16 protein-coding genes are annotated in these 17456 nt (G+C 64.1%); 3 read left to right on the top strand and 13 right to left on the bottom strand.

Annotated elements, in window-relative coordinates; genetic code table 11:
- Positions 1-38 precede the first annotated feature (38 nt).
- The 6 genes from flhB to flgB all read right to left on the bottom strand — a co-directional run bounded on the left by flhB (position 39) and on the right by flgB (position 3557).
- The gene (gene flhB, locus ABIB99_RS04765) at positions 39-1118 is read right to left on the bottom strand and encodes a flagellar biosynthesis protein FlhB (RefSeq protein ID WP_063982289.1); all 1080 of its coding nucleotides are present in this window, start codon (positions 1116-1118) and stop codon (positions 39-41) included.
- Positions 1119-1125: 7 nt separating this feature from the next.
- Positions 1126-1896 (bottom strand): flagellar biosynthetic protein FliR, encoded by a 771-nt coding sequence (fliR, locus tag ABIB99_RS04760; protein WP_354174963.1) that lies wholly within the window; start codon positions 1894-1896, stop codon positions 1126-1128.
- Positions 1897-1913: 17 nt separating this feature from the next.
- The gene (gene fliQ / locus ABIB99_RS04755) at positions 1914-2177 is read right to left on the bottom strand and encodes a flagellar biosynthesis protein FliQ (protein ID WP_014494021.1); all 264 of its coding nucleotides are present in this window, start codon (positions 2175-2177) and stop codon (positions 1914-1916) included.
- A 130-nt stretch (positions 2178-2307) separates the two neighbouring features.
- Entirely contained in the window at positions 2308-2616 is a 309-nt protein-coding gene (fliE, locus tag ABIB99_RS04750) for a flagellar hook-basal body complex protein FliE (RefSeq protein WP_008142413.1), read from the bottom strand.
- Positions 2617-2632: 16 nt separating this feature from the next.
- On the bottom strand, positions 2633-3058 hold the full coding sequence (flgC, locus tag ABIB99_RS04745) for a flagellar basal body rod protein FlgC (protein ID WP_354174962.1): 426 nt from the start codon (positions 3056-3058) through the stop codon (positions 2633-2635).
- Between the two features lie 94 nt (positions 3059-3152).
- Positions 3153-3557 carry a flagellar basal body rod protein FlgB gene (gene flgB, locus ABIB99_RS04740; protein WP_208070577.1) on the bottom strand — a complete coding sequence of 135 codons (405 nt, stop codon included), beginning with the start codon at positions 3555-3557 and terminating at the stop codon, positions 3153-3155.
- A 350-nt stretch (positions 3558-3907) separates the two neighbouring features.
- On the opposite strand from flgB, the gene ABIB99_RS04735 reads away from it, so the two are divergent.
- Positions 3908-4888 (top strand): flagellar biosynthetic protein FliO, encoded by a 981-nt coding sequence (locus ABIB99_RS04735; RefSeq protein WP_354174961.1) that lies wholly within the window; start codon positions 3908-3910, stop codon positions 4886-4888.
- Positions 4885-5640, top strand: coding sequence for a flagellar type III secretion system pore protein FliP (gene fliP / locus ABIB99_RS04730; protein ID WP_063982286.1), 756 nt, complete (start codon positions 4885-4887; stop codon positions 5638-5640). The genes ABIB99_RS04735 and fliP overlap by 4 nt, the downstream gene beginning before the upstream one ends.
- A gap of 228 nt (positions 5641-5868) precedes the next feature.
- Here fliP and ABIB99_RS04725 read toward each other — a convergent pair whose 3' ends face one another.
- From ABIB99_RS04725 to ABIB99_RS04705, 5 genes are all read right to left on the bottom strand, one after another.
- The gene (locus ABIB99_RS04725) at positions 5869-6105 is read right to left on the bottom strand and encodes a hypothetical protein (protein ID WP_028148501.1); all 237 of its coding nucleotides are present in this window, start codon (positions 6103-6105) and stop codon (positions 5869-5871) included.
- 81 nt (positions 6106-6186) lie between these two features.
- Positions 6187-9939: a tetratricopeptide repeat protein gene (locus ABIB99_RS04720; protein WP_354174960.1), complete on the bottom strand. Its 3753-nt coding sequence runs from the start codon at positions 9937-9939 to the stop codon at positions 6187-6189.
- A gap of 232 nt (positions 9940-10171) precedes the next feature.
- Positions 10172-10366 carry a hypothetical protein gene (locus ABIB99_RS04715; protein ID WP_354174959.1) on the bottom strand — a complete coding sequence of 65 codons (195 nt, stop codon included), beginning with the start codon at positions 10364-10366 and terminating at the stop codon, positions 10172-10174.
- A gap of 35 nt (positions 10367-10401) precedes the next feature.
- A complete protein-coding gene (locus tag ABIB99_RS04710) occupies positions 10402-11265 on the bottom strand; it encodes a tetratricopeptide repeat protein (RefSeq protein ID WP_354174958.1) in 864 nt (287 codons plus the stop codon).
- Positions 11266-11319: 54 nt separating this feature from the next.
- Complete coding sequence (locus ABIB99_RS04705; protein WP_354174957.1) at positions 11320-12012, bottom strand: FecR family protein; 693 nt, start codon at positions 12010-12012, stop codon at positions 11320-11322.
- 371 nt (positions 12013-12383) lie between these two features.
- On the opposite strand from ABIB99_RS04705, the gene ABIB99_RS04700 reads away from it, so the two are divergent.
- A complete protein-coding gene (locus tag ABIB99_RS04700; protein WP_354174956.1) occupies positions 12384-15806 on the top strand; it encodes a VCBS domain-containing protein in 3423 nt (1140 codons plus the stop codon).
- Positions 15807-15827: 21 nt separating this feature from the next.
- Here ABIB99_RS04700 and ABIB99_RS04695 read toward each other — a convergent pair whose 3' ends face one another.
- The gene (locus tag ABIB99_RS04695; protein ID WP_071912220.1) at positions 15828-16025 is read right to left on the bottom strand and encodes a hypothetical protein; all 198 of its coding nucleotides are present in this window, start codon (positions 16023-16025) and stop codon (positions 15828-15830) included.
- A 660-nt stretch (positions 16026-16685) separates the two neighbouring features.
- Entirely contained in the window at positions 16686-17447 is a 762-nt protein-coding gene (locus ABIB99_RS04690) for a MotE family protein (RefSeq protein WP_014494009.1), read from the bottom strand.
- Positions 17448-17456 lie beyond the last annotated feature (9 nt).

The raw sequence follows: 17456 nt of genomic DNA, 5'->3' as shown, positions 1-17456 counted from the left end.
TCCCAGATTACGGCCATTTCCGGTACTTTTCGGGCATTTTATCCGCGTCCGGCGCCGAATCCCTGCTTCAGCCGCATGACGTAACCGATGACCTCGGCGACCGCATGGTAGTGCTCGGTCGGGATTTCCTGGTCGATTTCGACGGTGGCGTAGAGCGCGCGGGCGAGCGGCACGTTCTCGACGATCGGGATGTCGTGCTCGCGCGCGATCTCCCGGATCTTGAAGGCGAGGTTGTCGACGCCCTTGGCGACGCAGATCGGCGCAGACATGCCGCGCTCGTAGGACAGCGCGATCGAATAGTGGGTCGGGTTGGTGATGATCACGGAGGCCTTGGGAACCGCCGCCATCATGCGCTTCTTGGAGCGCTGCTGGCGCAATTGCCGGAGCTTGCCCTTGATGTGCGGGTCGCCTTCGGACTGCTTGAACTCTTCCTTGATCTCCTGGAGCGACATCTTCTGCCGCTGGAACCAGCTGCGATACTGGAAGAAATAGTCGCCGATGGCGATGATCGCGAGCGCCGCGACCACCGCGCCGAGCAGATGAATGGTCAGGCTGGTGCTGGCGCCCAGCATGGCGGCCGGATCGAGCCTGACCATCGCCTCCATGCGATGGCGCTCCGGCCACAGGACCACGGTCATGACCGCGCCGAGCACGATCAGCTTGCCGAGCCCCTTGAGGAAGTTCGCGGCCGCCTGCTTGCCGAAGATGCGCTTGAGGCCCTCGGCCGGCGACAGTTTGCTGAATTTGGGTTTCAGGGATTCGGCCGACCAGACCAGGCGATGCTGGAGCACGTTGCCGGCAATCGCCGCCAGCACCAGCATCAGCAGGGGCACGCCGATCGCCGCGAGCACGGCGACCTCGATCTGCTGCATCAGCGCGAGCAGAGCCCTGCCGTCGGTCTTGATCATCCAGGAATTGGCGAGCAGGTTGCGCATCGGCGTCACCAGCCCGCTGCCCACCGAGCCCGAGAAGGTGGAGACCACGAGCGTGCCGCCCGCGATCATGAACCAGGTGTTGATCTCCTGGCTCTTGGCGACGTCGCCGCGTTCGAGCGCCTCTTCGAGACGCTTTTGTGTCGGGTCTTCTGTTTGACTGTCGGGATCGTTGTCGTCTGCCATCGATCACCTATTTGAGCGGCATCATCTGGTGCATGACACCGATGAAATAGTCGAGATACGTGCCCATCATCGCGGTGAGCACCACGGCGAGCACCAGGAAGCCCACGAAGATCGACAGCGGCACGCCCACGAAATAGACCTGCATCTGCGGCATCAGCCGCGCCAGCACGCCGAGCCCGATGTTGAAGACGAGGCCGAACACAAGGAACGGTCCGGAAAGTTGCAAGCCCAGGCTGAACGCGGCGGCAAAGGCGCGCGTCGCCAGCGAAGCGACGTCGCCACTCGATACGGTCTCGCCGGGCGCGAAGATCGTGTAGCTGTCGTTCAGCGCGGCGATCACCAGATGATGGCTGTCGGTGGCAAACAGCAGCGTCACCCCGAGCATGGTCAGGAAATTGCCGACCAGCACGCCCTGCTGTCCCTGTGTCGGATCGACCGAAGTGACGAAGCCGAGCCCCATCTGCTGCGCAATCACGGCGCCCGCGACCTGAAGCGCCGACAACGTCACGCGCGCGGTCGCCCCCAGCACGACGCCGATCACGATCTCATGCAGCATCATGACCAGCAGCGGCGCGATCGAGCCCATGTCGACGTGGTAGGCGTTGCGATGCAGCGGCAGGATGATCAGCGTCAGCAGCAGCGCGATCGCCAGCTTGATCCGCGTCGGAATGTTGGTCTCGCCCAGCCCCGGCAACAGCATCACCATCGCACCGACCCGGGCGAAGGCGAGCATGAAGGAAGCGGCGAGCGCCGGCAGCAGCGAGACGTCGATGCGCATGACGGGCGCATTGTGCCTCAGCCGCCGATGATTCGCGACGAGATCCGCATCATGTGGGAATGGAGTGCGTCGGCCATGAACGGCAGCGCCAGCAGCATCGTGGCGAAGATGGCCAGGATCTTCGGCACGTAGATCAGCGTCTGCTCCTGGATCTGCGTCAGCGCCTGGAACAGCGACACGACGACGCCGACCACGAGGCCGACCACCATCAGCGGCGACGACACTATCACGATGGTCCAGATCGCATCACGCGCGACGTCGAGGGTTTCAGGTCCGGTCATGTTCTTTTTCTCACTATGAGTTGTTCGTCATTCCGGGGCTCGCGAAGCGAGAGCCCGGAATCCATACTCCCGATCGTGGTTATGGATTCCGGGTTTGCGACGTCGTCGCGCCCCGGAATGACAGGACCGATCAGATCGGCATCTTCATGATGTCTTCATATGCCGCGATCACGCGGTCGCGGACCGAGACCAGCGTGGATACCGCGACGTCGGTGTCGGCGACCGCCGTCACCACGTCCATCACGTTGGCCTTGCCGGCGGCCATCGCCACCGTCTGCGCGTCGGACTTGCGGCCGGACTCCATGACGCTGCCGACAGCGTCTTTCAGGAGCGACGCGAAGGACTGCCCGCTCGCTTCGCTGCCCTTGCCGGCGCCGCTGTTCTCCAGCACGCGGGCGAGGTTGGCATAAGCATTGGCTGCGATTGTCGGTGATGCCATGGCTTAATTGTCCTGTTCAGCTCTTGAGGATGTCGAGCGTGCGCTGGATCATCCGGCGCGTCGCACTGATGATGTTGAGATTGGCCTCGTAGGACCGCTGCGCGTCGCGCATGTCGGTCATCTCGACCACCGAGTTCACGTTGGGATATTTGACGTTGCCGGTCGCATCGGCGGCCGGATTGCTCGGCTCGAATTTGGTGCGGAAGTTCGACTGGTCCGGCTTGATCCTGCCGAGCGTGACGACCTGCGCGTCGAGCGTGCGGTCGAGCGCGGAGGAGAAGGTCGGCACCTTGCGCCGGTAGGGATCGCCGCCTGATGTCTGCGAGGTCGAATCCGCATTCGCGATGTTTTCGGAGATCACCCGCATGCGCCCGGCCTGCGCGCGCAGGCCGGAGGTCGCGATCGCCATCGAGCGGGCAAAGTCGCTGCTGTCATTCGCCATGATGCGCTTCCCTTAGCTCTTGAGCATGCTCTCCGCGCAAACGCTCCGCGTTTGTCGCGAGGGAAAACCGCCGCACACTTTTCCGGATCATGCCCTAGCCTTTGCCGATCGCGGTCTTGAGCAGATGCAGGCTCTTGGAATAGAGCGAGGTCGCCGCCGCGTAGTCCATCTGGTTGCTGGCGGCCTTCATCATCTCCTCTTCGAGATTGACGGCGTTGCCCGCGGGACGGGTCTCGAAACCCGCATTCCTGTTCTGGTCAAAGCCCGAGGCGGCGCCGGATGGCGCCATGTGGGAGCCGCTGGTGCGGGTCAGCGCCAGGGGGCCCATCGAGCCGGTGACGGCGCCTGATTTGTCGAGCTTCGGCTCGACCAGGTCGCGTGGCCGGAATTTGGGCGTGTCGGAATTGGAGACGTTCTCGGACAGGACGCGCTGGCGTTCCTGATGCCACTGCATCTTGGTGCGAAGCGCCGACAGCACCGGGAGGTCGTTGATGGACATCGTTGCGGCTCCTTCCGCCTCTCGGACCAAAGGCCCGAAGCTAGGCAGAATTTGCCGCGTGTATGGTTAACAGGTGGTTAAGGATGGCGTCGATGCATGTCCCTTGATGGAACACCACTTTGCGCCCCCCGTGATTCTACGCATCCAAAAGCGGCATTAACCCAACCGTTTGGCGAGCCATGCACAGGCCAAGAAGTCGTTTTGGATCGAGCGATTCATAGGTTATTAAGAGCTGGGGACGGCAAAACTTGCCGTGGGACGTTAAGAAATCGCAGTTTGGGGCATCCCACGCCGATGGTTGGCGCGTCTGACCATGGGCACGAGAAAAGCGCCATTTGTCGGGGACAAGTATGCAAGGCAGCCCAATCACCTTCATCGTGGCGTTCATCGTCGTTCTGGCGTTGATCGGCGTCGCCGCATGGTTGGTTCGCCGATTCGCCACCAGCCGGCTCGGTGCCAACACCCAGCGCGGCCGGATGCCCCGGCTTGCCGTGATCGATGCCGCCGCGGTCGATGGCCGGCGCCGCCTGGTGCTGGTCCGGCGTGACAATGTCGAGCATCTCCTGATGATTGGCGGTCCCACCGACATCGTCGTCGAGCCCAATATCGTGCGCGCAGCGCCCGGCCGCGACCAGCTTCCGCAGCGTTCCAATGCCGCCGAGCCGCCGCGCCTTGCCCCGATGCCCGATACCAGCAGCTGGACCGACGAAGCTCCGCGGCCCGAACTGCTCGATCATCCCGAACCGCAAATGCCCGAGCCGCCGCCGCGGCCGCGCCCCTCCTTCGCCGACGAGGTACGCCGGCCCGCTCCCGCGCTGGCCGAGCGCCGCAACGAACCGCCACTGGCCGGCTTTCCGCCTGAGCCGGTCCTGCCGCCGCGCCCCGAGCGCGAGGCACGCCCCGAGCCGGTTCCGCCGCGCATCGCCCGCAACGAGCCTCCGCTGATGCCACGTCCCCCGCGGCAGAGCGAGCCGGTGAAAGTCCCCCCGGTGCGCGCCGAGCGCGCGGCCGCGCCGCCGCCTCCCCCGCCCGTGCCGCAGGCTCCGGCCGTTCCGCCGCCGGCCCCCGCTCCTGCCGCGCCCTCGAACGCCGAGCAGAATCTCGCCGAGATGGCGCAGCGGCTCGAAGCCGCGCTGCGCCGCCCCGCCGGCGAGACAGTCGCGCCTCCGGTTGCGCCCGAGCCGCCCGCGCCACCACCGCCCCGCGCCGCACGCAGCGAGCCGCCGGCCCCCCCGGCTCCGCCCGCAAAGCCGGCCGCGGAGAAGACCAGCTTTGAAAATCTCGAAGACGAGATGGCCTCGCTGCTCGGCCGTCCGAAGCCGTCTTCGTGAGGCTGCCGGCCCTCCCGCGTAGAGTTGTTTTTCTTTCTGTTCTGATCGCCGCGGCTTCGCTCGCGATGCCTGCGCATGCGCAGGACATCAGCATCAATCTCGGCGGTCAGGGGGGCGGCGTCACCGAGCGCGCGATCCAGCTCATCGCGCTGCTCACGGTGCTGTCGATCGCGCCGTCGATCCTGATCATGATGACGTCATTCACGCGCATCGTGGTCGTCTTGTCGCTGCTGCGCACCGCGATGGGCACGGCGACCGCGCCGCCGAACTCGGTGATCATCGCGCTCGCGATGTTCCTTACCTTCTTCGTGATGGGACCTGTGCTGCAGAAGTCCTACGACGAAGGCATCCGCCCGCTCGTCGCCAACCAGCTTGGCGTCGAGGACGCACTCCAGCGCGCTTCCGTCCCCTTGCGCGGCTTCATGCAGAAGAACGTGCGCGAGAAGGACCTCAAGCTGTTCCTGGATCTCTCGGGCGAGCCGCCGCCGGCCACGCCGGATGACCTCGCGCTTCGCATCCTCGTCCCCGCCTTCATGATCTCCGAGTTGAAGCGCGCCTTCGAGATCGGCTTCCTGCTGTTTCTCCCCTTCCTGATCATCGACCTCGTCGTCGCCTCCGTGCTGATGTCGATGGGAATGATGATGCTGCCGCCCGCAACGATCTCGCTGCCGTTCAAGCTGATCTTCTTCGTGCTGGTCGATGGCTGGTCGCTGGTGGCGGGAAGCCTGGTGCAGAGTTACGGGGGCGGATAACTGCGGCTCCATCCGCCGTCATGCCCCGGCTTGCCGTCTTCGCTGAAGCTTCGCCGGCCGAGCGCCCTTGTGGGCCCGGCGTAGCCTAGCGGAGCCGGGACCGGGGCATCCAGTACGCCGCGGCCTTTCGATTTCATCACTGCGGTCTCTGGAATACTGGATCGCCCGATCAAGTCGGGCGATGACACCGAGAACGTGGCGTACAGTGAGACGGCGTCGACAGCGCCCCTACCCCTTCACGTCATACTGCTTGCTGAGGTGATCGCCGATCTGCACCAGCATGGCGACGCTTTCGGGGAAGCCCGGCTTATCCGTCGCGGCCTGGTCGGCATCGGCGCGGAATTCCCAGCTGTCGCCGTCGCGGACAATCGAGATGACGAGGTCATCCGGACCATCGGCATGGACCTTCAATTCGGCCCGCGCCATGGCGATGAGTTCGGCTTCGGTCTTGGCAGGCTTGCTCATATCGACGCTCTCCCGGCATGAAGACGCGCAGGTTGCCGCTTCAACGGGCACCTGTCGAGAGGCCTCGTGGTAGCAGGCTTCCTACCGCGTCATCTTGATCTGCCGCACGACGGGGATCGTGGGCAGCGAGCCGGTGTGGTCGGCCTCGTCCTTGGCTTGCGGCGAGGCCGGTGCGCGGGCGGTGGCGTCGGGGAAGCGCTGCTTCATCTCGCGCAGGAAGCCGTCGAGCGTGTCGACGCTGGCAGCGAGCTTGGCGATCTCGGCGAATTCGGCGCTGGAGGACGCTGCCGGCTTGCTCGCGATGTCGAAGGCGACCCGGTCCGCACTCTCGCTCATCAGCGGCGCGTATTTCTCGCGGAAGCGCGACAGGCCGATCGAATCGTCGGCGAGCGCATAGCCGACGGCGGCGCGGATGATGTCGCTCTTCTCCACCGCGTTGAGCGGCTTGAAGTCGCGGAAGCGGTCGCCGTAATAGAGCTCGATCTGCTCGGCGGATTCGCGCCAGCGCCGCGCCGCCCAGAAGATGTCGGAGCGCAGGCGGAGCACCTCGCGTCCGGAAACGTTGGAGACGATGTCGAGCGCGAGATCGTGGCGGCCGACGTCGCTCTGCGCGCGCGCCTCGAGCAGCAGCCGCTGCTGCCGCAGCTCGCCGGAGAGATCGCTGATACGGCTCGCGCGCAGCGCCGAGATCGCCATGTCGGGCTTGCGGTTGGCGAGGTAGATCATGGACAGGCGCGCCGCGACCTGGGCGCGGGCTGCGCCTTCGAGGCGATGGTCGACCTGGTACTGCAACAGCTCGGCAGCCTGGTCGAGCAGGTCGATCGAGGCGAGACGGTCGGCGAGGCGGCGGATCAGCTCGTCGCCGCGGCGGCCGATCGGCGTCAGCTCGCGGAACTCGTAGAACATCCCGAGCGCTTCGACCGGCGGCAGCTCGTCGCCCTTGGGCCCCAGGAAGATCTGCGTGAACAGGTCGGAGGCGAGGTCCTGCGCCTGACGCGAGGCCTCGGCGTTCGGCTGGAGCCTTGTCGCGGTGCGCGCCGCCCTGAGCGCGTCCCGGTAGCGCCCGTTCTCGGCATAGATCTGCGACAGCATCTGGAGCGTCTTGACCTCGATCGAGTCGCCCCGCCAGGTCATCGACAGCGTCTCGAGCTCACGCAGCGCGTCTTCCTTGCTGATCTCGTCGCGCTTCTGCCGCAGCGCCACTTCGAGCTGCTTGGCCTCGGCCGCCGCCTGACGATCGTTCGAGGCGACCGCGAATTTGTAGTCGTCGAGCGCGTCCTTGTCGTGGCCGAGCGCCTCTGCGAGCCGGCCGCGCAGCACGGCGAAGCCGGGCGCCGCCTCGGGCGATATGCCGACCACCTCGATCTCGCTGCGGCGCTTGGAGGCGCCGGCATAATCCTTCACCTCGAGCGAGGCGCGCATCGCCTCCATCGTCACGATGCGCTGGATGTCGATCGGCAGCGAGGCGATCGCGAATTCGACGTTCTTGAACTTCTCGCGCGCATCCGCCCACTTGCCCTGGCGCGCATAGGCGAGCGCCTTCCAGAGCTGGGAATCGTGGCTGTTGCCGATCACGGGATTGGCGAGGTCCTTCAAGCCCTGCGCTGGCCGGCCGATCAAGATGTTCGCGATCGCATGCATGATCAGCGCGCCGCTCTCCTCCTTGTTGAGGGGATCGGCCAGCATCAGGTCGGTCACCGACTTGGCTTCGTGGTACATGGCGCGCGACATGTAGAACTGCGCGAGATCGAGCCGCGGCAGCGAGCGCTGCGCCGGCTCGACGGCCGCGATCGCCGTGATCAGACTGCCCTGGCGCGTCCAGAAATCCTCCGACTGGCCCTTGCGCCAGCCTTCCGGACTGAAGACCGGCCGCACCGCGGTCGGTGCCCGCTCGGCGGAGATATCGACCGGCGACAGCGTCAGTCCACCCTTCTTGCCGAGAATGACCTTGTCGGATCCGACCTCGACGCCGACCTCGTCGGAGTTCGGCCGGATCGCGATGCCGTGCGCGGATTCCAGCAGCGAAAGATCGACGAGATCCTGCCGCTTGATGAAGCCGCGCACCGGCCGCTGCCCGGTGACGACATAGAGCGTGTCGCCGGCGTCGGGATCGGTCAGCTTGTGCAACAGGCCCGGATTGGCGAAGGGGATCGCGATATTGGCGAGCGCGGGGTCGGTGATGTTGCGCGACATCATCAGCGGCAGCGGCGTCGCCTGGATCTTGTCGGCGAGCGTCAGGAGCCAATTGGTCTCCTTGCCGACCTCCTCACTCGTCAGCGAGTAGACCAGCGGCCGGGTGAGACGGATGCGGACCGCCTGCCCCTTGTCGAGCGGCATGCGGCTGACCTCGCCGATCATCGCACCGCCCCGGCTGCGGATCGCCTCGACGTCGATCGGCTTCGGCGTATCGAACACCAGCCACACGGTGTCGCCGCGGCGGAACGCCGCCGCAGGCGTTGCCACCTGAAGCGGGAAGATCACGCGCAAGCCATCGCTGTCGCGGCGGACATCGACGCTGGCCACGGTGGGCTGCGGCGCGGCCGGCGCCTCGGCAGGTGCGGCCTTGACGCTGTCCTTGGCCGGCTCTTTCGCAGCCTCCTTGACGACCTCCTTGGGCGCTTCGGACATAGCGGGCTTGACGGGCGCGACCACAGCTTCCGTTGCCGTTGCCGGCGCCGCAGGCTTCGACACGTCCTTGGGCGGTTCCGCAGCATGCGGTGCTTCGGCCGCGGGAGCCGGCGCAGGCTTCGGTGCTTCGACCGGCGGCATCGCCGCCGGAGCTTCCGGCTTCACCTCGGGCTTGGCTTCGATCTTGGCTTCGATCCTGGCTTCGCGCGCGATCGTCTCGGACGTCGGCGGCGCGATCTCGCGATGGACCTCCTTCGGCTTCTCGGCTGCCGGTTTTTCCGGAGTCGGTCCATGGCCTTGGGCCGCAGGCTTCGCCTGCGCGATCACCGCCTCAGCCGTCGCGGCGGTCTTGCCCTTGTCGGGCTGGAAGGAGATGTCGACGACGTAATTCTTCTCGTCGCGGAAGGAGTGCACGTCCGAATCGCCGATCAGCGCGATCTCGACACTGGTCTGGTCGATGTCGGACTTCTGCTTGATCGAGGCGACATTCGGGGGCGCGGCGACGACGGCGTCCGCCAGATCGAAATTGAGGCCGGCATTGAACGCGAGCGTGAGCTTCTGCTCGTTGAGCACGGAGGACACGCCGACGCCGTCGGGCATCTCGAACACGAAGCGCACGAAAGTCGGCTGCACCGAGGCGCGCACGCGGATCTGCGGACGCTTCTTGGTCTCTGCCGCGGCGCGCTGGGCGCGCAAGGCACGTTCGGCGACACGCGCACGCTCGGCCAGTTCCTTGACCACGTCCATGGGCAGGCTTGGCGGCGGCCCCTTCCAGCCCTCCGGCAAGAGGTCGATGAAGGTGCGCTCGCCGGCGTTCATGGTGTTGACGGTGACGCGCCGCGCAAGCGACAGGCGGATGGCGCTGCCGTCGGGATCGCGGCGGGCAGAATTGACGTAGTCGGGCGCACCTTCCGGAACGCGATCGACGGGAACGTCGACCGCCCTATCGAAGCGAATGATGAGAATGGAGCCGGCCGTCGTCACCTCGGAGGGAACGTCCTCGCCGAGCTTGATCACCAGACGGGCAAAGCCGCCACCGGCCGAGAAAGTCGCCTCGCCCCGGACCACATCGGCGGCGCGGGCGGGCGCACCGAGGCCAATGAGCAGGCAGGCCGCCAGCACGGGTGCCTTGCGGACATGACGCGACAGCCCTCGCGCCAAAGCGCGGGCTCGCGACATAAATCCAGCGGCAGCCTTCTGCGCCATTGGCGGCGTTTCTTCCAATTCGGCGGTCCATGCCGGCACTGGCGCCGGCCCGTGCCGTCGACTGTAGGTTTTGCCAATTAAGGACTTGTTAATGCTGTAATGACGAATTCACCCGGCACAGTGCGTCGCGACGCCTGCCTGCGGGCTCGGGCGTTCGTGCTTCGAAATCTGGAGAGCAAGTGGTTAAGCAGGTGTTAACACCCCCTTCGTTCGCACCCGTCAGGAATGCCAATCAAACCCCGCGATTGGCCGGCGAGGCATTCACCTTGCCTCGCGCTTCGCGAATTGACTGCAAGGTCAATCGCTTTTCCGAGATTCGGCTCTCGATGTACTCACGCTCGATATCGGTCAGCTGTGTGTTCAACAACCGCTGATAGCGGCGAATGCTATCGTCGTGAGCTTGAATGAGCGCGAACCTTGCATCCATATTCACCTCCAATCGTTCCGCCTCACCGGGCCAACTCAGTCGTAATCGACGCCATAACGCGCGAACTCGTCACCGATGTTCTTCTGAATTGTCCTTGCAGTCGAAATGTCAGATTTTCCGCCGATCGCATCGCCTTGCTTCAGCTTGGCAAGCCCGCGGCCAAAAAGCGCGCTCGCCAATTCCGGGGCGGCTCGCAGGGCAGAATTGTAGTCATCGATCGCCGCACCGAACTCACCCATCTTCAGGTGGATCAGCCCACGCGAGTCGTACACGGCAGCGCTGGTCGATCCCGACTGAAGCGCTCTGTCGCAATCCGCCAGCGCTTCTCGCGAGGCACCGAGAACCGCCCTGGTCCAACATCGTCCGCTCCATGCCGCCCGCGAGGCGGGCTGGAGACGGATTGCCTCGTCGTAATCATGCGCCGCGCGCTGGTGGTCGTTTTTCTTCAGGTAGGCGCCGGCGCGGTTGACGAAGGCAGCGCCATAGCCGGGATCGAGCTTGATCGCATCATCAAAGGCTTCGATCGCGAGCTCATATTCGCGTCTCCTCAAGTGAGCCACGCCGCGGTTGTTGAAGGCCTTTGCGTATGTCGGATTGAGTGCGATCGACTGATCGAAATCGCTGATGGCGCTGTCGTAGTCGCCCTTTGCCGTGTAGGCGTTGCCGCGATTGTTGTACGCGATTGCCAGAGCTGCCGTCGAATCTGGACGCGCCTGTATGAAAGTCGTGCAGGCACCGATCCGGGCATCGAGCGAGGTGGTACCCGTCCCGTTGCACAGTTCGATATTGCTGAGATAGCTGTCCTTCACGCTGGAGTTCTGGGCCACGACCGGCAAGCCGACCAACATCAGGACGACAAGCGCCAGTCCGCCTTCGGCAACGGAGGATCCTGGTTTCATGTCAGGCTCCCGATCTTCTGAGATCTGGCGATTGCACGGGCTCGGACCAATTCTCTAGCAGCCGCGACAGATGTTCAGATTGAGCCTTTGCTCGGTCCTTTGCTCGGGTTGGCGTGGCCCCGCTGCGCCGGGCTTCTTCGTATATTTGTTCTTGCCCTCTTCGATCAGAGTGGAAAACCTGGTGGTTCCGTCGTCCGAGATTTCGACGTGAGGTGTAGTGCCTCGAATGCCCATCGTCGCGACCGGCGTTTCGATCTTCATGTCACCGGTCTTCGCAACCTGGCCGGCAACAAAAACGAACGTACCCTTGGTCAGGTTGAAGGCTGTCGAATTGGACTTTCCACCCGGCTCGTAGACGTATTCGTCCAATGTCATGCGGGCGTTGCTCGACAAGTTGAACGAAGTTCCATCGACGAAATTGATGCCGACCCGACTGTCGGCACCGGTTCGAACCACATCACCCAAATAGACGGGATCACCGACTTTCGTCTGGATGGATTCGGCCCCGACGTTTGCCTGGACAATGGCGGCGCCCGCATGCTCGATGATGACCGAGCCATCGGCTGTCACAACTTTCCCGATTGGCTTTGACGACGAGTCCAGCACGGCGCGCCGCGGAGAATCGTCCTGCGCCTGAACCGGGCGGGGTGACGAAGCGGCCAGCGCAAGGACGAGACCTGCCACGAGAACAATCGCTGCACGAGTGCCCATGGCTTCCTCCTTTTCGAAGATATGATCCTCGAGCATCCGAACGGCTCCGACAGCGCCGACGAAAGCCATCGGGGATAATGGCAGACCAGCAACAGCAAACCACGACAGCCAAAATGGTTATTCCGGGGTAATCCGAATGGCTGATCGCCGTGTCCAAAAGAGTCACTATCCGCGCCAGGCAATTTCAAACAGCTTTTAGCGCTGAAAGCGGTACCGTCGGGCGAAACGTCAGCAATTCTGCCGTGATCAGCCTGGGCGGAATTCTCAGAAACGACAACTTTTTAGCTGGCATAGCTGAGGTTGCCGGCACAAAATTGTTCCCGATCGCGTGACGCGGCAAGCCGGCCAAGACGCGGCGGCATAGGGCGACGCCTGAGGCCGACCGCTAGGGCAATCGAGGTTGAAAAATGGCCGTCACGTCCACTGCAGAGCACGGGGGCGAGCGCGAAGCCGCTGCGGGCCTGCATCGCCGCGTGAAGACGGCGAAGAGCAATCCTCCTGATGTACCCGCTATTCAATCTCATGAGCGAGCCTCTGCCGGCCGTTTCGGGATGCTGTCGCTCACGGCATTGCTCTTCTCGATGATCAAGGAGGTCAGGGCCGCAGACCCGAACGCAACGTTCCTGGACGACGATACGATTACATACAAGGACTTTGCACACGGCACGTTCGAGCTCACGACCAAGGAATCAATCCCGCGGCACATCATCGTCGAGGACCCCGGACAAACGGTCGTGCTGAGCAAGGTCGGCTCCGGGCTTACCGTGAATCAGCTCGACAACAGCGCGACCCGCATGGAGGAGCTGCGGGTGGCCCAGCAGGAGGCGCTCGAAAATTTCTCGAAGGGATTTGGCAAGAACGGGTCCGGCACGCCTCCGTTCGTCGAATCTCTGCCGCTGGAGCCGATCAATTTCATAGCGCCCGCGGCGCCAAACGCACTGCTACCGTTGCAGCCGATCATCGTCACGGTGCCCGACATCATCACACCCGTGACACCCGTGCGGACGCCGCCGATCTTGAATGTGCAGGCGGGCCCGCTTGAACTCGACACGGTCGCGTTCGACGTCTTCGCCGCAACGAGGGGAACCTTCAGCGCCAGCAGCTCCAGCGCCGCGCTGACTTTCGGCATCAGCGGAGGCGCTACGGGCGCTACCGCGCTGGAGGGAGCGATCTACGACGTATCGAAGACCAGCTCTTATGGCACGCTTTATCTGAACAGCTCGACTGGCGCCTATGCCTTCGTTCCCAACAGTGGCGCGATCAACGCGCTGAAGACGCCGACCACCGATAGCTTTGTGATCACCGTGTCCGACGGATCGCTTTCGGCTCAACAGGCCTTCACGATCAACATCAACGGAGCCGACGACGCGGCGATCATCTCCGGCACGACGACCGGCTTGTCAATCGAATCCGGCGGCGTCGCCAATGCTCCATCCGGCCCACCTGTCACAACCGGCCCACCCGTCACAACCGGCAAGCTTTCGGATATCGACGTCGACGACCCCCCCAACACTTTCGCGGCTGTCAATTCCCCGACGAAGAGTGCGCACGGCTACGGCACTTTTACGATGACCGCCGACGGCGTCTGGAGCTACACGCTCGATCAATCCAACAGCGCAGTGCAGGCTCTGAACGTCGGCAAGACGCTGACAGACACCTTCACGGTGACCAGCATCGGCGGCACCCCGCAGTTGATTACCATCACGATCAACGGCTCCAACGACGCTGCCATCATTTCCGGGACGACGACCGGCACCGTGACGGAAGCCGCGTGTTGGAAGCCCGGGACTCCGATCGCGACCGGCAAGCTTGCAGATACGGATGTCGACAATACTCCCGACAGCTTCACGCCGGTGACCTCGCCAAGGGCGAGCGACCACGGTTACGGCTGCTTCCGGATGACGGCCGACGGCGTCTGGACCTACACGCTCGATAACACCAATTGCGTCGTCCAGGCGCTGAACGTCTACGACACCCTGACCGACACCTTCACCGTGACCACCATCGACGGCACCGCGCAGGTGGTGACGATCACCATCCACGGCACGAACGATCCGGCCATCATCCACGGCTGCATCACCGGCTCGGTGACCGAGCCCGATTGCAGGGAACACGGCAAGCCGACGGCGAGCGGCAGACTGACTGACACCGACGTCGACAACACGCCGAACACATTCACGCCGGTCACTTGTGCGACACGGAGCGCGGGCGGCTACGGCGCTTTCACGATGACCGCCGCCGGCGTGTGGACCTACACGCTCGACACCACCAACTGTGCCGTGCAGGCGCTTCCTTCCTGCGAGACTTTGACCGACACCTTCACGGTCACCACCATCGATGGGACGGAACAGACCATAGCCATCACAATCCACGGCGCCGACGATCGCGACCATTTCGGCCACGCGGCAGCTCTCAATGCCGCCGATCCGCCCCACGCCACCGCGCCCCCCGAAGACAATGCGGCTGCGAGAGCCTTTGCCGCCGGTCCGACGGTGGCTGCGAGCACCCATGACGCGAACACGGATGGCATCGGCGCCTCCGGCGAAAGTCCGGATCATGGCAAGATCGGCACAAACGGCGGTCGCGACACCTCTCACGACGGGCACGAACAGACCCTTCTTGCCGGCGGCTCCAGAGACGATCATTTCGTCTTTGCCTCGACGTCGAATTCCAGTGCAGCGCGCCCTGATATCATCTCTGGTTTCAAGGCAGACTCTGAGCGGGGCGACCTGATAGCGCTCGGCGCGCTCACCCTCTCCGTTCTGGCACTCGACCCCTCCAGCACGACGGTGCCCGCACATACGATCGCCTGGCTCTACGACAGCTCGGCGAACCAGACCATCGTTTACGTCAATCCGACGGATCAAAGCCTGAGCATCGGCGATTCCAGTCTGGTGGAAATCCATCTCGATGGCTTCTCCACCGTCCAGACGTCGGATTTCATGCTCGCGCTGGAAACGTCGGGTCATGCGATGGCAGCCGCGCCGGCCAATCTGGAACCGGGCGCGGGCAACGACGCGACCGGTAGCCCGACGACGGCGACCAGCCCCTCATCGGGCGAAACCGTCCATGAGCGAGCCGCCCTGATCGACGGAAACGGGCCCGGGCAAGCTGCGAAGGCGAGCGGATGCAGGTTCGATGCCGATTGCGAACGGGTTGTCCGGGTCGGGCACACCCAGTTCGTTCAGCCCGACGACACGAACACGCGATCGGATGCGCCCACCGGCGGGCACGTGGCCTCCGCGGTGAGCCACGTGCAGCCCGTCAACCAGCTTCATCCCACGGCAGTCGCGGAGAATAGGTTCGTATTCGACAAGTTGACACCGTTCGACAACGGCAAGGAGATCGCGCCCGTTCCAGAGAGCGTGGCCGCCAAGGACAGCGGCCCGGTCATACCGTCCACGGTCGACCCAAGCATCGAGTCCGCCCCCGACTCCATCGAGACGTCACACCACGAAAATCACTTGCGCGAGCATCATCATGGGGAGCCGATAGCCGAGAACGGCCTTCCTCGAGTTGCTTCGGTTCACCTCGGGGACTCATTTCATTTCAAGCAGCACGGCTCTGACGGTTCGGGTGACATTGCGCCCGCACCCTGGCACGCGGCGGTCGGACCCTACGCCATCAAGGATGGCGCTTTGCATGGCCACCATTCAGAGCTCAGCGCAGGATGGGACGATCCTTCGGACCCGTCCGGTCATCACGAACATGCTGGCGTCGTCCACGGATTCAGGGCGGCGTCGATGCTTGAGCCGTCCCCGCCGCATATTGATCCGGCTCACGGCGCAGGCTCAGCTCACGCCCATGTGCCGCACGATCTGATCGTGTGATGTCCGCAGGGCAATTGATCTTCAGTGTTGTTTCCCCGTGCCATCCGATGCGGCGGAGCTGTCCCGCTCGGGACAAGCATCGTCAATGTCGCCATCCTCTTCTTGCGGCGGCAATGCATGCTGATGGTCAAGCGCGGATGTCCAGGCCAACGTCATCGCCGCGATGAGCAGCCGATTGACGGCTTCGATTGCGCGTTCTGCTACGGACGAGTAATTCATGGCTTCCGCCCGCGCGGCTGATTGCCGATGGCGGGAGCCTAGGACGAACTCTCCAGCACCACTGTACTCCAGTTCACAGTTGCACGCGTCAACTCATCGCAGCCTCAGAAGATGCCGCTTGCTTCAGCTGCATCTGCAACGCGAGCCGACGAGCTTCGTGCGGCAAAGACATCAAGCTCGCGATCACCCCACTCCCCGGCGCGTTTGATCTGCGTACTTGGTTGCCGAGTAGGCTCGCACAACCTCAGAGGTGTTGCGGTCCATCAACGACTCTGAATCAAATGTAATCATTGCGATGCGAATGCGATTGGTCAACTTTTTTGGGGGAGCAATCAATGAGCGGAGAAGCCAACTGCATTGTATGTAGCCAGGCAAGAGCGGTCGTAGCCGTCTTTCCAATTGCGCGGGGCTATGCACTAAAGGTATACGAGTGTTCCTGCTGCCACAGCACCCTTCATCTCGTGACTCGCACGACGAAGGCTGCGCTGATCAGGCAGCACTGCGAGACCCTCCTTCCCGTCGAGAAGCCGCTGAGCGCGACGGGTCCCAGGGTTCAACAGCGGTTCGCGAACTAGACACGCAAGGCGTCCAGCCGCGTACAGGCCGAACGACCGCGCGATTGCGCGCAGGCTGCCGCAGCGCGCCGCGCCTCCGGAGCCTTCAATTCGGCTTTTGCGTCGGCTTGCCGTCGATCTTGGGGAGGTCACCGGCCGCGGCCGATTGATCGCCGCCGCCATTGGCCCGGCGGGCCATCTCGACCGTCAGCCGCTCGGCGGCCTCCGGCGACATCACTCCCATGATGTCCGACATCTTTCGCGGCGCGATCTGCGAGGCGATCTCGATCAGCACGCCCATCTCGAGCCGGTCGAACACCCGCGCGGCATCCTTGGGCTTCATGCCCTCATACATGGTCACGAGGCCCTTCATGCGCTGGGCCTCGGCGGCCTTCTGCTCGGCCTGGGTCGCGGAGATGCGGGATTCCACCGCCTTCATCTCCTCGACCTTGTTTTCGATGCGCTTCTCGGCCGACTTCAGCAGGCTCTCGCGGATGTCGATCTCTCGCTGGCGGGACTCGATCTCCTGGCGGCGTGCCTGCAAGCGCTCCAGGATCGCGCGCTCGGAGGCCGAGACCTGCGGCTGGGCCTCGTCCATCTTGACCACGGTGCCCTCGGGCTTGGTCTCGGGCGCGGCGGGCTTCGGCGCCTCCTTCGGCGCGCCGTGGGTAGATCCCGTGATATCGGGGTCTTCCCGCCCCGTCGGAAAGTTCAGATTCTCCTGCGCCCAGGATTTCTTGATCTGGCTCGGCTGGTAGTCGAAGACATAGCCGCCATTGATCACGAGGCCCACGACCTTGAGCGTGGCGAGCCCTGCGACGGCGACCAGGACGACAGGAATGACGCGGATGTTACGAAAGGATTTCATACCCTGACT

The organism is Bradyrhizobium sp. LA6.1 (assembly GCF_040547805.1).
Classification (GTDB): Bacteria; Pseudomonadota; Alphaproteobacteria; order Rhizobiales; family Xanthobacteraceae; genus Bradyrhizobium; species Bradyrhizobium barranii.
Note: the sequence above shows the minus strand (reverse complement) of the source record. Positions and strands in the feature narration are given on the sequence as shown.

What these genes read in the sequence shown, in the direction of transcription:
- flhB (WP_063982289.1), bottom strand. Translation starts at nt 1,118, where the DNA reads ATGGCAGACGACAACGATCCCGACAGTCAAACAGAAGACCCGACACAA.
- fliR (WP_354174963.1), bottom strand. Translation starts at nt 1,896, where the DNA reads ATGCGCATCGACGTCTCGCTGCTGCCGGCGCTCGCCGCTTCCTTCATG.
- fliQ (WP_014494021.1), bottom strand. Translation starts at nt 2,177, where the DNA reads ATGACCGGACCTGAAACCCTCGACGTCGCGCGTGATGCGATCTGGACC.
- fliE (WP_008142413.1), bottom strand. Translation starts at nt 2,616, where the DNA reads ATGGCATCACCGACAATCGCAGCCAATGCTTATGCCAACCTCGCCCGC.
- flgC (WP_354174962.1), bottom strand. Translation starts at nt 3,058, where the DNA reads ATGGCGAATGACAGCAGCGACTTTGCCCGCTCGATGGCGATCGCGACC.
- flgB (WP_208070577.1), bottom strand. Translation starts at nt 3,557, where the DNA reads ATGTCCATCAACGACCTCCCGGTGCTGTCGGCGCTTCGCACCAAGATG.
- ABIB99_RS04735 (WP_354174961.1), top strand. Translation starts at nt 3,908, where the DNA reads ATGCAAGGCAGCCCAATCACCTTCATCGTGGCGTTCATCGTCGTTCTG.
- ABIB99_RS04725 (WP_028148501.1), bottom strand. Translation starts at nt 6,105, where the DNA reads ATGAGCAAGCCTGCCAAGACCGAAGCCGAACTCATCGCCATGGCGCGG.
- ABIB99_RS04720 (WP_354174960.1), bottom strand. Translation starts at nt 9,939, where the DNA reads ATGGCGCAGAAGGCTGCCGCTGGATTTATGTCGCGAGCCCGCGCTTTG.
- ABIB99_RS04715 (WP_354174959.1), bottom strand. Translation starts at nt 10,366, where the DNA reads ATGGATGCAAGGTTCGCGCTCATTCAAGCTCACGACGATAGCATTCGC.
- ABIB99_RS04710 (WP_354174958.1), bottom strand. Translation starts at nt 11,265, where the DNA reads ATGAAACCAGGATCCTCCGTTGCCGAAGGCGGACTGGCGCTTGTCGTC.
- ABIB99_RS04705 (WP_354174957.1), bottom strand. Translation starts at nt 12,012, where the DNA reads ATGCTCGAGGATCATATCTTCGAAAAGGAGGAAGCCATGGGCACTCGT.
- ABIB99_RS04700 (WP_354174956.1), top strand. Translation starts at nt 12,384, where the DNA reads ATGGCCGTCACGTCCACTGCAGAGCACGGGGGCGAGCGCGAAGCCGCT.
- ABIB99_RS04695 (WP_071912220.1), bottom strand. Translation starts at nt 16,025, where the DNA reads ATGAATTACTCGTCCGTAGCAGAACGCGCAATCGAAGCCGTCAATCGG.
- ABIB99_RS04690 (WP_014494009.1), bottom strand. Translation starts at nt 17,447, where the DNA reads ATGAAATCCTTTCGTAACATCCGCGTCATTCCTGTCGTCCTGGTCGCC.